The sequence below is a fragment of the Pseudomonas viridiflava genome (assembly GCF_900184295.1).
Lineage (GTDB): Bacteria > Pseudomonadota > Gammaproteobacteria > Pseudomonadales > Pseudomonadaceae > Aquipseudomonas > Aquipseudomonas viridiflava.
Map to the genome: position 1 here is coordinate 623,378 of NZ_LT855380.1, position 12,596 is coordinate 635,973.

General features: G+C 59.8%; 12 protein-coding genes. 8 read left to right on the forward strand and 4 right to left on the reverse strand.

Annotated features, from left to right (window positions below):
• Nucleotides 1-104 precede the first annotated feature (104 nt).
• From CFBP1590_RS02990 to trpE, 7 genes are all read left to right on the forward strand, one after another.
• Nucleotides 105-1,229 carry an ABC transporter ATP-binding protein gene (locus CFBP1590_RS02990; protein WP_025995960.1) on the forward strand — a complete coding sequence of 375 codons (1,125 nt, stop codon included), beginning with the start codon at nt 105-107 and terminating at the stop codon, nt 1,227-1,229.
• A gap of 82 nt (nt 1,230-1,311) precedes the next feature.
• The gene (locus CFBP1590_RS02995) at nt 1,312-2,346 is read left to right on the forward strand and encodes a polyamine ABC transporter substrate-binding protein (protein WP_004885367.1); all 1,035 of its coding nucleotides are present in this window, start codon (nt 1,312-1,314) and stop codon (nt 2,344-2,346) included.
• Between the two features lie 78 nt (nt 2,347-2,424).
• The gene (locus tag CFBP1590_RS03000) at nt 2,425-3,672 is read left to right on the forward strand and encodes an ABC transporter permease (RefSeq protein WP_004885368.1); all 1,248 of its coding nucleotides are present in this window, start codon (nt 2,425-2,427) and stop codon (nt 3,670-3,672) included.
• Nucleotides 3,673-3,683: 11 nt separating this feature from the next.
• Nucleotides 3,684-4,508 (forward strand): ABC transporter permease, encoded by an 825-nt coding sequence (locus CFBP1590_RS03005; protein ID WP_004885370.1) that lies wholly within the window; start codon nt 3,684-3,686, stop codon nt 4,506-4,508.
• A 174-nt stretch (nt 4,509-4,682) separates the two neighbouring features.
• Entirely contained in the window at nt 4,683-5,357 is a 675-nt protein-coding gene (gene rpe, locus CFBP1590_RS03010) for a ribulose-phosphate 3-epimerase (protein WP_029243361.1), read from the forward strand.
• Nucleotides 5,354-6,172: a phosphoglycolate phosphatase gene (locus CFBP1590_RS03015; protein WP_025995962.1), complete on the forward strand. Its 819-nt coding sequence runs from the start codon at nt 5,354-5,356 to the stop codon at nt 6,170-6,172. The genes rpe and CFBP1590_RS03015 overlap by 4 nt, the downstream gene beginning before the upstream one ends.
• Nucleotides 6,173-6,242: 70 nt before the next feature.
• The gene (trpE, locus tag CFBP1590_RS03020) at nt 6,243-7,724 is read left to right on the forward strand and encodes an anthranilate synthase component I (protein WP_029243360.1); all 1,482 of its coding nucleotides are present in this window, start codon (nt 6,243-6,245) and stop codon (nt 7,722-7,724) included.
• A gap of 379 nt (nt 7,725-8,103) precedes the next feature.
• On the opposite strand, the gene estP is transcribed toward trpE, so the two are convergent.
• From estP to CFBP1590_RS03045, 4 genes are all read right to left on the reverse strand, one after another.
• Nucleotides 8,104-10,035 (reverse strand): esterase EstP, encoded by a 1,932-nt coding sequence (gene estP / locus CFBP1590_RS03025; protein ID WP_088234462.1) that lies wholly within the window; start codon nt 10,033-10,035, stop codon nt 8,104-8,106.
• A gap of 113 nt (nt 10,036-10,148) precedes the next feature.
• Complete coding sequence (locus CFBP1590_RS03030) at nt 10,149-10,391, reverse strand: pyocin activator PrtN family protein (RefSeq protein WP_004885381.1); 243 nt, start codon at nt 10,389-10,391, stop codon at nt 10,149-10,151.
• Between the two features lie 317 nt (nt 10,392-10,708).
• On the reverse strand, nt 10,709-10,966 hold the full coding sequence (locus CFBP1590_RS03040; RefSeq protein WP_088234463.1) for a DUF1654 domain-containing protein: 258 nt from the start codon (nt 10,964-10,966) through the stop codon (nt 10,709-10,711).
• A 148-nt stretch (nt 10,967-11,114) separates the two neighbouring features.
• Nucleotides 11,115-11,726 carry a LexA family protein gene (locus CFBP1590_RS03045; protein ID WP_025995966.1) on the reverse strand — a complete coding sequence of 204 codons (612 nt, stop codon included), beginning with the start codon at nt 11,724-11,726 and terminating at the stop codon, nt 11,115-11,117.
• Nucleotides 11,727-11,901: 175 nt separating this feature from the next.
• Here CFBP1590_RS03045 and CFBP1590_RS03050 point away from each other — a divergent pair, with 175 nt between their 5' ends.
• On the forward strand, nt 11,902-12,339 hold the full coding sequence (locus tag CFBP1590_RS03050) for a hypothetical protein (protein ID WP_088234464.1): 438 nt from the start codon (nt 11,902-11,904) through the stop codon (nt 12,337-12,339).
• The last annotated feature ends 257 nt before the right edge of the window (nt 12,340-12,596 follow it).

The following is a 12,596-nucleotide window of genomic DNA, read 5'->3' on the forward strand; positions in this document are numbered from 1 at the left end:
GCCTTCCAGCCTGCCTAGGCTAATCTCTCATCAGCCCCGATTTGCGGGGGCTTCGGGCTGTTCTAGTCTTCGAGCCACGCAGACAGAAAACAAAGGTGTGGGTAATGAGCGACGTCGATACAAGCGCTGGAGCAAGTGATGTTCTGGTCAGCTTTCGTGGTGTGCAGAAGAGCTACGACGGCGAAGCACTGATCGTCAAAGACCTCAACCTGGATATTCGCAAAGGCGAGTTTCTTACCCTGCTCGGACCGTCCGGTTCCGGCAAGACCACCAGCCTGATGATGCTGGCCGGTTTCGAAACCCCGACTGCCGGTGAAATCCTGCTCGGCGGCCGTGCCATCAATAACGTGCCGCCGCACAAACGCGACATCGGCATGGTGTTTCAGAATTACGCATTGTTTCCGCACATGACGGTGGCCGAGAACCTCGCGTTCCCGCTGTCGGTGCGTGGCATGAGCAAGACCGATGTCGGCGAGAAAGTGAAACGTGCGCTGGGCATGGTCCAGCTGGATACGTTCGCGCATCGCTATCCGGCCCAGTTGTCCGGCGGCCAGCAGCAGCGCGTGGCCCTTGCCCGCGCGCTGGTTTTCGAACCGCAGCTGGTGCTGATGGACGAACCCCTCGGCGCACTCGACAAGCAACTGCGTGAGCATATGCAGATGGAGATCAAGCACCTCCACCAGCGCCTCGGCGTGACGGTGGTGTACGTGACCCACGACCAGGGCGAAGCCCTGACCATGTCCGACCGCGTGGCGGTGTTCCATCAGGGTGAAATCCAGCAGATCGCGCCGCCGCGCAGCCTGTATGAAGAGCCGAAAAACACCTTCGTGGCCAACTTCATCGGCGAGAACAACCGCCTCAACGGCCGTCTGGTCAGCCAGGATGGCGACCGCTGTGTCGTCGAGCTGGAGCGCGGTGAGAAAGTCCACGCGCTGGCGATCAACGTCGGGCAGCCGGGCGGTCCGGTCACGCTGTCCATTCGCCCGGAACGCATCCACCTCAATGGCCGCAGCGAGAGCTGCACCAATCGTTTCTCTGGCCGTGTTGCCGAGTTCATCTACCTGGGCGACCACGTGCGTGTGCGTCTGGAAGTGGCAGGCAAGACCGACTTCTTCGTCAAGCAGCCCATCGCCGAGCTGGACCCTGCGCTGAGCGTTGGTGACGTGGTGCCCATCGGATGGCAAGTCGAGCACGTTCGCGCGCTCGACCCCTTGCAGCAAGTGCATTGATCTATCGATAAAAGCAATAACAGAGGCGAATCGATCGCCCATTCCAATCGCTTACCAACACTGCTCGTGGAGAAAAGAATAAATGCTGAAATCATTGAAGTTCACCGCCATCACCCTGGGGATGATGTGCGCAGCGCAGACCATGGCAGCCACTGACCTGACGGTCATTTCCTTTGGCGGTGCCAACAAGTCCGCGCAGGAAAAAGCCTTTTACGCGCCGTGGGAAAAGGCGGGTAACGGCAAGATCATCGCCGGTGAGTACAACGGTGAAATGGCCAAGATCAAGACCATGGTCGACACCAAGAGCGTGTCCTGGGACCTGGTAGAAGTCGAGTCGCCGGAGCTGGCGCGTGGCTGCGACGAGGACATGTTCGAGGAACTTGACCCGGCCATGCTGGGCAAGGCTTCCGACTATGTTCCGGGCGCCATCACCACCTGCGGTGCCGGTTTCTTCGTCTGGTCCACTGTGCTCGCCTACAACGCCGACAAGGTTGCCAGCGCACCGAGCGGCTGGGCGGATTTCTGGGACACCAAGAAATTTCCGGGCAAGCGTGGCCTGCGCAAGGGCGCCAAGTACACCCTGGAATTCGCTCTGATGGCCGACGGCGTTGCGCCGAAGGACGTCTATAAAGTGCTGGCCAGCAAAGACGGCCAGGACCGCGCGTTCAAGAAGCTCGATGAGCTCAAGCCGAACATCCAGTGGTGGGAAGCTGGCGCACAGCCGCCGCAATACCTCGCCTCCGGCGACGTGGTGATGAGCTCGGCCTACAACGGTCGCATCGCCGCCGTACAGAAAGAAAGCAACCTGAAAGTGGTGTGGACTGGCGGCGTCTACGACTTCGACGCATGGGCCATTCCAAAGGGTTCGAAAAACGCTGAAGCTGCGAAGAAATTCATCGCCTACAGCCTGAGCCCGGAACAGCAGAAGGTCTACTCGCAGAACATTGCCTACGGCCCGGCCAACACTCAGGCGGTACCGCTGCTGGACAAGGAAACCCTGCAGAACATGCCGACGACCCCTGAGAACATCAAGGATCAGGTGCAGATGAACGTGTCGTTCTGGACTGACAACGGCGAATCCCTGGAGCAGCGTTTCACTGCCTGGGCTGCCAAGTAAGCGCGTCACGTTGCGTTAGATCCGGGTGTTCCCTGTACCAAGGGGAACACCCTTCGTTGAAAGATTCCGGAGTTCGCTATGGCCATCGCCGTGCCCCTGACTGAAGGCGCCAGCCCCAACTTGAAGCAACGTCTTGCTCGCGCAGAGCGGGTCAACCGCTGGAAGGCCCAGGCACTGATCGCTCCGCTGGTCATCTTCCTGTTGCTGGTGTTTCTGGTCCCTATCGCCGCGCTGCTCTACAAAAGCGTCGATAACCCGGAAGTCGTTGCCGCCTTGCCGAGCACCGTGATCGAAGTCCAGAAATGGGATGGAAAAGGGCTGCCGCCCGAGTCGGTCTACAAGGCAATGAGCCTGGACCTGGCTGAAACCCGCAAGAATTCGACCTTGGGCGATCTGTCCAGACGCTTGAACGTAGAGCTGGCCGGTTATCGCAGCCTGCTGAGCAAGACGGCTCGTGCGTTGCCGTTCAAGACTGAGCCTGCCTCTTATAAAGAAGCGCTCGAAGCGCTGGATGAGCGTTGGGGCGATCCTGCCTACTGGCAGGCCGTGCGCCGCAACACCAGCAGCATCACCCCGTATTACGTACTGGCCGCGCTGGATCATCGCATCGATGACCTCGGTGAAGTGGCCCCCGCGACCCCCGATCAAGCGATCTATCTGGACATCTTCGCCCGCACTTTCTGGATGGGACTGGTCATTACCGTCATCTGTCTGGTGCTGGCGTATCCACTGGCCTACCTGCTCGCCAGCCTGCCTTCACGGCAAAGCAACCTGCTGATGATTCTGGTGCTGCTGCCGTTCTGGACCTCGATTCTGGTGCGGGTTGCGGCCTGGATCGTATTGCTCCAGTCCAGCGGACTGATCAACAGCGCGTTGCTGGCGATGGGCATTATCGACAAGCCGCTGGAACTGGTCTTCAATCGGGTGGGTGTGTACATCTCGATGGTGCACATCATGCTGCCGTTCATGATCCTGCCGATCTACAGCGTGATGAAGAACATCTCCCCGACCTACATGCGCGCCGCGATTTCTCTGGGCTGTCATCCGTTCACCAGCTTCTGGCGCGTGTACTTCCCGCAGACCTACGCCGGGATCGGTGCCGGGTGCCTGCTGGTGTTCATTCTGTCGATCGGCTACTACATCACCCCGGCCCTGCTGGGCAGCCCGAACGATCAGATGGTCAGCTACTTCGTCGCGTTCTACACCAACACCAGCATCAACTGGGGCATGGCCACAGCGTTGGGAGGTCTGCTGCTGTTGGCGACCATCGTGCTGTATCTGATTTATAGCTGGCTGGTCGGCGCCAGCCGCCTGCGTCTGAGCTGAGGAGCGTCACCATGCTGAATCCTTACACATCGCCGATCGAGCGTATCTGGTATTTCGCGCTGCGCATCATCTGTGCGCTGGTGCTGCTGTTCCTCGTGCTGCCGGTGCTGGTCATCATTCCGCTGTCGTTCAACTCCGGCAGCTTTCTGGTCTATCCGCTGCAAGGCTTTTCCCTGCAGTGGTATCAGGACTTCTTCAACTCTGCCGAGTGGATGCGTGCGCTGAAGAACAGCATGATCGTCGCTCCGGCCGCGACCGTGCTGGCCATGGTGTTCGGCACGCTGGCGGCCATTGGCCTGACGCGGGGCAACTTCCCCGGCAAGGCGCTGGTCATGGCGCTGGTGATCTCGCCGATGGTGGTGCCGGTGGTGATCGTCGGGGTCGCCAGTTACCTGTTTTTCGCACCGCTCGGGTTGGGCAACAGCTATACCTCGCTGATTCTGGTGCACGCGGTGCTGGGTGTGCCTTTCGTGATCATCACGGTGTCGGCGACGTTGCAGGGCTTCAATCACAATCTGGTGCGTGCAGCGGCCAGCCTGGGCGCCTCGCCGCTGACTGCGTTTCGCCGCGTGACCTTGCCCCTGATCGCGCCGGGCGTGATTTCCGGTGCGCTGTTCGCCTTCGCGACCTCGTTCGATGAAGTGGTGGTGACGCTGTTTCTCGCCGGTCCCGAGCAAGCGACATTGCCACGTCAGATGTTCAGCGGTATCCGCGAAAACCTCAGCCCGACCATCGCCGCTGCCGCCACCCTGCTGATCGGTTTTTCGGTGGTGTTGCTGCTGGTGCTGGAGTGGCTGCGTGGGCGGAGCGAGAAATTGAGGACGCAGGCGGCCTGATGCCGTTGCGCATCGGACGCCTCCGACAATTGCTCGGGTTGTATCAGGCATGAAGCGATCTCTGACATTTACCCGCTGAATGCCTGACAAAAACATCCAGAGTGCACCTGCGACATATCCAGAAACGTTGGAGTACAATGCGCGCCACTGTGATTCTGCTCAAACAGGTGCGTCATGCAGCCCTTCGTTATTGCCCCATCGATTCTTTCCGCTGACTTCGCCCGCCTGGGTGAGGAAGTCGACAATGTGCTGGCCGCAGGCGCGGACTTCGTGCATTTCGATGTCATGGACAACCACTACGTCCCGAACCTGACCATTGGTCCGATGGTGTGCAGCGCGCTGCGTAAGTACGGCGTTACAGCGCCCATCGATGTGCACCTGATGGTCAGCCCGGTGGACCGCATCATCGGCGATTTCGTCGAAGCCGGTGCCACGTACATTACCTTCCACCCTGAAGCCACTCAGCACATCGACCGCTCGTTGCAGTTGATCCGTGAAGGCGGCTGCAAGTCGGGTCTGGTGTTCAATCCTGCGACGCCCTTGAACCTGCTGGAGTACGTCATGGACAAGGTCGACATGATCCTGCTCATGAGCGTCAACCCCGGTTTCGGTGGCCAGAAGTTCATTCCCGGCACGCTGAACAAGCTGCGTGAAGCACGGGCGCTGATCGATGCGTCGGGTCGCGATATCCGTCTGGAGATCGACGGCGGCGTCAACGTCAACAACATCCGCGAAATCGCGGCTGCCGGTGCCGATACCTTCGTGGCAGGCTCTGCCATCTTCAACGCGCCCGATTACCGCGAAGTGATCGAGAAAATGCGTGCCGAACTGGCGTCTGCCCACGCATGAGCGGCTTCGAGCAGCTGTTTGCAGGTCAACTGCCCAAGCTGATCATGTTCGATCTGGACGGAACCCTCGTGGACTCCGTGCCGGACCTTGCCGTCGCCGTGGACAAAATGCTGCTTGAGCTGGGTCGTCCTGCGGCCGGGCTTGAGTCGGTACGCGCCTGGGTTGGCAACGGTGCGCCGGTGCTGGTGCGTCGTGCGCTGGCCAATGACATCGACCACAGCCATGTCGATGACGCGCTGGCCGAGCGCGGGCTGGACATCTTCATGGAAGCCTACGCGCAAAAGCACGAGTTCACTGTGGTCTATCCGGGCGTGCGGGAAACTCTGAAGTGGCTGCAGAAGATGGGCGTGCAGATGGCCCTCATCACCAACAAGCCGGAGCGCTTTGTTGCGCCGTTGCTCGATGAAATGAAGCTGGGCCGGTTCTTTCGCTGGATCGTCGGTGGCGACACCATGCCGCAAAAGAAGCCCGATCCTGCGGCGTTGTTTTTCGTCATGAAAATGGCCGGTGTTCCGGCCTCGCAATCCCTGTTCGTCGGCGACTCGCGGACCGACGTGCAGGCTGCCAAGGCTGCCGGTGTGGCCTGCGTTGCGATGAGCTACGGCTACAACCATGGTCGCCCGATTGCCGAGGAGTCTCCGGCGATGGTGATCGATGATCTGCGCAAGCTGATTCCCGGTTGCCTGGATCAGGACGCTGAGATACTGTTGCCCGACATCGAACGTCCCTCCTTTAGAGATTCCATCGTGGTGGTCACTCGCAAACTCTGGATGAAAGTCATGAAGGCCCTGGCCCGCTGGCGTTGGCGCGCCTGACTTGTTTCTGGCCGGCCTGCCGGTGCGTTTGCCTTACTGACCGTTTTATCCTCAAACCACGAGGTTGCTCATGAACCGTGAAGAATTCCTGCGTTTGGCCGCTGATGGCTTCAACCGCATTCCGCTTGCCCGCGAAACCCTCGCTGACTTCGACACACCGCTGTCGATCTACCTGAAACTGGCCGACCAGCCGAACTCCTATTTGCTGGAGTCGGTGCAGGGCGGCGAGAAGTGGGGGCGGTATTCGATCATCGGTCTGCCATGTCGCACCGTGATGCGTGTGCATGGCCATCGCGTCAGCATTACCCACGATGGCGTCGAGATCGAAACTCACGAATCGGAAGACCCGCTGGCGTTCGTCGAAGTATTCAAGGCGCGCTACAACGTGCCGACCATCGCCGGTCTGCCGCGTTTCAATGGCGGGCTGGTCGGTTATTTCGGTTATGACTGCGTGCGTTATGTCGAGAAGCGCCTGGCCAACTGCCCGAACCCGGATCCACTGGGCGTGCCCGATATCCTGCTGATGGTGTCCGATGCGGTTGTGGTGTTCGACAACCTGGCGGGCAAGATGCACGCCATCGTGCTGGTCGATCCTGCACAGCAGGATGCCTATGAGCATGGGCGCAAGCAGCTTGATGAACTGATGGACAAACTGCGTCAGCCAATCACGCCGCGCCGTGGTCTGGATCTGGACCGTCCTCCTGCGCCCGATCCGGTATTCCGCTCCAGTTTTACTCAGGGCGATTACGAAGCCGCAGTCGATACCATCAAGCAGTACATCCTGGCGGGCGACGTGATGCAGGTCGTTCCGTCGCAACGCATGTCCATCGACTTCAAGGCCGCGCCCATCGATCTGTACCGGGCGCTGCGCTGCTTCAACCCGACGCCTTACATGTACTTCTTCAACTTCGGCGATTTCCATGTCGTTGGCAGTTCGCCGGAAGTGCTGGTGCGGGTCGAGGACAACCTCATCACTGTGCGTCCTATTGCAGGTACCCGCCCGCGCGGTGCCAACGAAGAAGCCGATCTGGCGCTGGAAAAAGACCTGCTGTCCGACGATAAGGAAATCGCCGAGCATCTGATGCTCATCGACCTGGGTCGTAACGATACCGGTCGGGTATCGGAGATCGGCACAGTCAAGCTGACCGAGAAGATGGTCATCGAGCGTTATTCCAACGTGATGCACATCGTCTCCAACGTCACCGGCCAGTTGAAGGAAGGCCTGACGGCGATGGACGCTCTGCGGGCGATTCTGCCGGCGGGCACCTTGTCCGGCGCACCGAAGATTCGCGCGATGGAAATCATCGATGAGTTGGAACCGGTCAAGCGTGGCGTTTACGGCGGCGCCGTGGGCTACTTTGCCTGGAACGGCAACATGGACACTGCCATCGCGATTCGTACGGCGGTGATCAAGAACGGCGAACTGCATGTGCAGGCGGGCGGCGGGATTGTGGCTGATTCGGTGCCTGCGCTGGAGTGGGAAGAAACCCTCAACAAACGCCGCGCGATGTTCCGCGCAGTGGCGCTGGCGGAGCAGACCGCAGCGGAGTGAGAGCCTCCACAGTCCGTGGTCGCAGCAAGATACGGGTATAACGCTGAGCACAAGCATGGATGGGCATGATCGGAGTGCTTGAGGTCATGCTGATCGTTCCCACGCTCTGCGTGGGAATGCCTCCCAGGACGCTCCGCGTCCGCTCTTGAATGTGGCGCAAGATGCGTGGTCAAGCTCCAGAGTTATCCACGTCATGCGCTCGGCTCAATGAATCCGCAATCTGTGCCATTTGTGACGCGGAGCGTCACGGGATGCATGCCCACGCGGAGCGATGGGCACGATCAGTGTCGAGGCAGACTTGTGTATAACGATGAGCGCTCTCGTGGGAACGATCATCTTCCGCATGCATCCGGGGACGCTTCGCGTCCCATTCCTTCACTCAGAAGTTCAGGCTCAGCGCCACGTTAGCCCCTTGCTGGGTCACGTCATCGTTCTTGCGCCAGTTGTAGTTGGCGCGCAGCGTGAGGTCCTGGGTGAGTTTCTGGCTGACGCCCAGTGTGGCGCGGTTGAGGTTGCGTTGCGGCGTGTAGCCGTCCAGCGTGAAGTCGATGGACGATACGCTGTTGAGCGACAGGGTCACGTCCTGCTGATCGGTTTCAAACTCCCGTTCACGCGCGACTTCTCCCCAGACCTGCGTCGATGGAGTGACCTGGAACTTGCCCTGCAAACCCACGCCTGCTCGTTTGGATTTGCGCGTCTGGTCGCTGAAGGTCAGAGCTGTCGAACGAGCGCCTTCTTCTGAGTAGCCGTCCACATCGATGTGCGCATAGTCCGCGCTGATGAACGGCGACAGGTGCCAGCGACTGGCCGTGCCTGCGATGTCGAAGCCGACACGTGCGCTCACAGCCCACATTTCACCGTCGGTATCGCCTTTCTCCTGACCTTGGCTCACGCCCAATGCGAACTTGCGCTCGGCGTTCTCGTAATCCAGTTTGCCGCCCGAGGCCGCCAGATCACCCCACCAGTGGTTGGCCTGATACTGCAGAAACGCGGTGGCGATGTAGCTGTTGAGTTTGTAGTCCGAATCTCGCGGTCCCGCCTCGAGATTCTGTCGATAGGCGCCCGCAACGACACCCGTGCGCCAGTTTTCGGCGAAACGGTAGCTGGTGCCGATCGTCAGGTTGTAGCCCTTGCCGTCTGCATCTGCAGCGGTGTCCTGAGCGTCGATGTCCAGTTTCTGACCGCCTGCCGAGAGGATGCCTTGCCATTGGCCGACCGCCTGCCAGTTGCCAAAGTCGCTGAGCCATTGGGCGTGCAGCTCGTCCTGATGAGCACGCAGGGTGCTGTTGGCCATTTCAGGCAGCAGGGTGATTTCCCAGGGCGCCGACAACAATGAATACGCATAGTCGGCCAGCAGCCGCTGCCCGGCTTCGGTCGGGTGAACGCGGTCGTTGAAGAACAGCTTGGTCGGATCAGGTGTTGTGCCTGAGCGTCCGAAGGTGGCGCTTTCGTCACAGCTGTCGCCGCTGAAACAGGTGCCGACAAGGTCTTCATTTGGATCGAAGCCGAATCGCGCAGGCTGCGCCAGGGTTTCGCTGATCAGCAGCGGCACGTTGAGCGGGATGATCTGCGCATCAATCTGTGAAAGGCGGCTGACCAGCTGCTCGTTGAATCGGGCGCTGAGCCTGGACGTCAAGGACTCCAGCACCGTGCCGCTCAACGCAGGCGTCTGGCCGATGTCCGGCAGCAGCCAGACCATGATGTGGCGTGCGCCCGCCTGCTGCAGCACCTGCGCGCTGTCGGCGAGACGGTCGGCGGCATCCTCGGCATCGCCGAAACTCAGTACGCGGCCCTGCAGGAAATCGTTGCCGCCTCCGGTCAGGTAATAGAGCGCGTTCGGATCGGCACGAAACCCGTTGGTCGGCAGATAGCCCGGGCGGCTGCGCAGAACGGTCTGCGATCCGCTGGTGATGGGCGTCACCGCGTCGGACTGCGTGGTGATCGAGTCCAGAACCTGGTCGGTCCGATAGCCGCCCACCGCCCAGTTGTTGCCATCCGGCAGACCCAGCGCAGCGTTGACGGGTGAGGTCGAAGCGGCCAGATCGCCAGCAGGAACGTTGAGCATTCTGCCGATAAGCGTGGACGAGTTGAGGTTGTAAACCTCGCCGCTGCCGTCCTGATAGGTCGGCCCGACCCGATTGGTGAAGCGCAGGGTCGAACCGGCAGGTCCGTCCGTGTCGGGAAACTGCCCGGCATCGGCCAGACTGTCACCGAACACCACCATGGTCGAGTAAGGCGCGGCAACGGCCGTGCTACAGGCCAGCGAAAGCAGACAGGCCGCGAAGGGCCATCGCCTTGATATCGTGATCATGAGAAAGATCCTTTCCTGTTTTTTATTCTGTCTAGGAAACGTAGCAAGCCTCTTCATGACCGCCAGCGCTATCGAAAGTTACCGCCCAATGGTTGGCCTATCACTGGCGTAAATCATGCGGCCCTGTCCGTGACGATATCGTTGAGGTAATTCGCCAGATCGTGCAGGTAGACGAACGGATGGCCCTGGCGCGTGCCGCCGGTGCGGCTGACCTTCAGGGCGATACGCCCGGCGTTGATCTTGCGCAGCAGGTTGCGGTCGTTGGACAGATGGGAGAAGTAGCGCTCGCGCACGGCACTCAGCGATGGGCACGGCGTGGCGAATTCCTTGCGAAGCTGGTCGAGTATGTCGTTCATTCCGTGACTCCTTGTGGTTGTGTCGGTGCAGATGAAAGGCGTAGCGTCATGCCGCGTCTCCACCTGACGGGGCAGGGTGCGTATTGATGGCAGGCGAGGGCCTGTGGCTGGAATTTGTCAGGACCAGGAACTGCCCGGTCTGCCGCTGGATCATCTCGATGAGATGTCTGTCGCAGGCTGCCGGGTGCAGATACACCGGGCAGCGTGCTTTGGGTCGTGTGGTCTGCATGTTCGTACTCCATGACGAGGTGCGAACAAACAATACGATATGTAGCGGAGTGGCGCAATACAGATTGTATATTTAAATACGATTTGTATTAGTACGCGTCTGCGGATTCGACGTACCACGACACGTTGACCGAGCCGTTTTCGAAGTTACGCGTCACGTTGATACCCTCGGCCTCGCTGATCTGCTCGACGATCTGCTCCCAATGAACAGGTGATTCACCAGGCTCCCGGACTAACAGTACCTGGTGCTCTATCTGCGCCTTGGGGCTGGTGATCAGGTCCTGGATACGCTGGGCGAGCGTCAGGTAGGCATCGTGTTGCGAGGCTTCAGGTCTCAGGTTTTGCATGCGTGAACTCCTTTTTACTGTATGTGCGTACAGTAGTTGAGTAATATTTCCCACGCAAGCGGCAAACCTTTCCTATCTGGAAGTCATGACCCCGAATGCCGGGCATAAAAAAGCCTCGCTGTGCGAGGCTTGGGGATCACCACGGTGATCAGAGGCGCATGGTCATCTGCCGGATAACACCAATCAGTTTGCATTCTTCGCTGATCGCGATGGTGGGATAGGCAGGGTTGAGCGGCTTCAGGAAGTAGCGCCCGGCGTCCTCGACCAGTTTCTTGAACGTTGCCTCATTGCTTTCCGGGAGCTTGGCAATCACCAACTTTCCAGGGGTTGGCTCGATGCCGGTGTCCACCAGAATCAACATGCCTTCCGGAATGCTCTGGCCTGCGGGTGCCGTCATCGAATCCCCGCGCACCACCAGCCAGAAGGCTCGGCCCTTGGCTTTGTAGTCGCTCAATTCGAAGGTGTCCGAGTAACCGACCGGATAGGGCTCGACCGCCTCGTTCCAGCCACCGGCTTCGACCCAGCTGATCACCGGGTAGCGATAGAAACGCGAAGGCTGCTCCGTTGGCGCAACGTTCTGCTGTCCGGGCTCGTTCCAAGGGATGGAGGTAGTGAGGATCGGCAGGCCCAGCTCGCCAAGCAATCGATTGATGACCTCGATCTTGGGCTCGCGTTTGCCGTTCAGCCAATGCCCGACCGCGCCGGGCGTAACCCCCATGCGTTCAGCCATTTCTTCCTGGCTGATCTGCTGGGTATCCATGACCTGTCTCGCGACTTCATACCATTTATTCATGCGTCGAATCATACAGGCTGTAGGGTGTTCTTCAATATACACATTGTAATGGCGTGTTGTGTATAAAAAATACAGATTGTATTGTCTGCCTTTCCTGAGGACGTCGATAGGCGTTCTTTGTACAGAAGTCAGGAGCGACACAATGATTGAAGAAGTAGAAGCGGTGATGATGCATTGGGGCGAGCAGCGCAATCGCATCGGGCTGAGCGGCGGATTGAGTAGCCCGATGGCCGGGATCATGGAATGGGGCGCTTACATTCCCCGCAGCACGCCGGGTTCGCGCTCGCTGATCGGCAATGGCAGCGGCATGGACTATATAAGCAGCGAAGTCGAAGCCGCTGTTGCCGAGATGGCGCGCAGCCCGGCCAGGAGCAGAGGACCTGAATTGGCGCAGCTCGCCACCCTGCGTTATGTGGAGTCGTTGCCGGTGCGCGAGCAGATGCGTTTGCTGGGCATTAATGAAGGCGCCGATCGAACCTACCGCAACTGGGTCGACAAGCTCCATCAGAGCATCCTGGCTGCGCTTTCTGCGCGTAGCGCCTCTCGAAGCAACAGGAAGGAGGTCGCACACAGAGCCTGATTTCGCGTCGGATCACGCGGTGTTTCGCACCGCTCATCCGGGTTGACTGCACAGCTGCGGTCGAACTCGGGTTGAAGTCCGGTCAAACTCGACCCACCCCGAAATTGCCCCTTCCCAGCCTTTCCGGAGGGGGGTAAAAAGGTCCCACGATATGCGATTTGCGCCTCGGAACTGCTGCTCAAGGCAGGCCGCGCAACTGTTGAAACGGGTCATTCGTGATCCGCCCCGAAGCCCGCCCTGGCGGACTACCGTCATGG

Coding starts and splice junctions, on each gene's coding strand:
- CFBP1590_RS02990 (WP_025995960.1), top strand. CDS start 105: ATGAGCGACGTCGATACAAGCGCTGGAGCAAGTGATGTTCTGGTCAGC.
- trpE (WP_029243360.1), top strand. CDS start 6,243: ATGAACCGTGAAGAATTCCTGCGTTTGGCCGCTGATGGCTTCAACCGC.
- CFBP1590_RS03005 (WP_004885370.1), top strand. CDS start 3,684: ATGCTGAATCCTTACACATCGCCGATCGAGCGTATCTGGTATTTCGCG.
- CFBP1590_RS03045 (WP_025995966.1), bottom strand. CDS start 11,726: ATGGATACCCAGCAGATCAGCCAGGAAGAAATGGCTGAACGCATGGGG.
- CFBP1590_RS03050 (WP_088234464.1), top strand. CDS start 11,902: ATGATTGAAGAAGTAGAAGCGGTGATGATGCATTGGGGCGAGCAGCGC.
- CFBP1590_RS02995 (WP_004885367.1), top strand. CDS start 1,312: ATGCTGAAATCATTGAAGTTCACCGCCATCACCCTGGGGATGATGTGC.
- rpe (WP_029243361.1), top strand. CDS start 4,683: ATGCAGCCCTTCGTTATTGCCCCATCGATTCTTTCCGCTGACTTCGCC.
- estP (WP_088234462.1), bottom strand. CDS start 10,035: ATGATCACGATATCAAGGCGATGGCCCTTCGCGGCCTGTCTGCTTTCG.
- CFBP1590_RS03015 (WP_025995962.1), top strand. CDS start 5,354: ATGAGCGGCTTCGAGCAGCTGTTTGCAGGTCAACTGCCCAAGCTGATC.
- CFBP1590_RS03030 (WP_004885381.1), bottom strand. CDS start 10,391: ATGAACGACATACTCGACCAGCTTCGCAAGGAATTCGCCACGCCGTGC.
- CFBP1590_RS03000 (WP_004885368.1), top strand. CDS start 2,425: ATGGCCATCGCCGTGCCCCTGACTGAAGGCGCCAGCCCCAACTTGAAG.
- CFBP1590_RS03040 (WP_088234463.1), bottom strand. CDS start 10,966: ATGCAAAACCTGAGACCTGAAGCCTCGCAACACGATGCCTACCTGACG.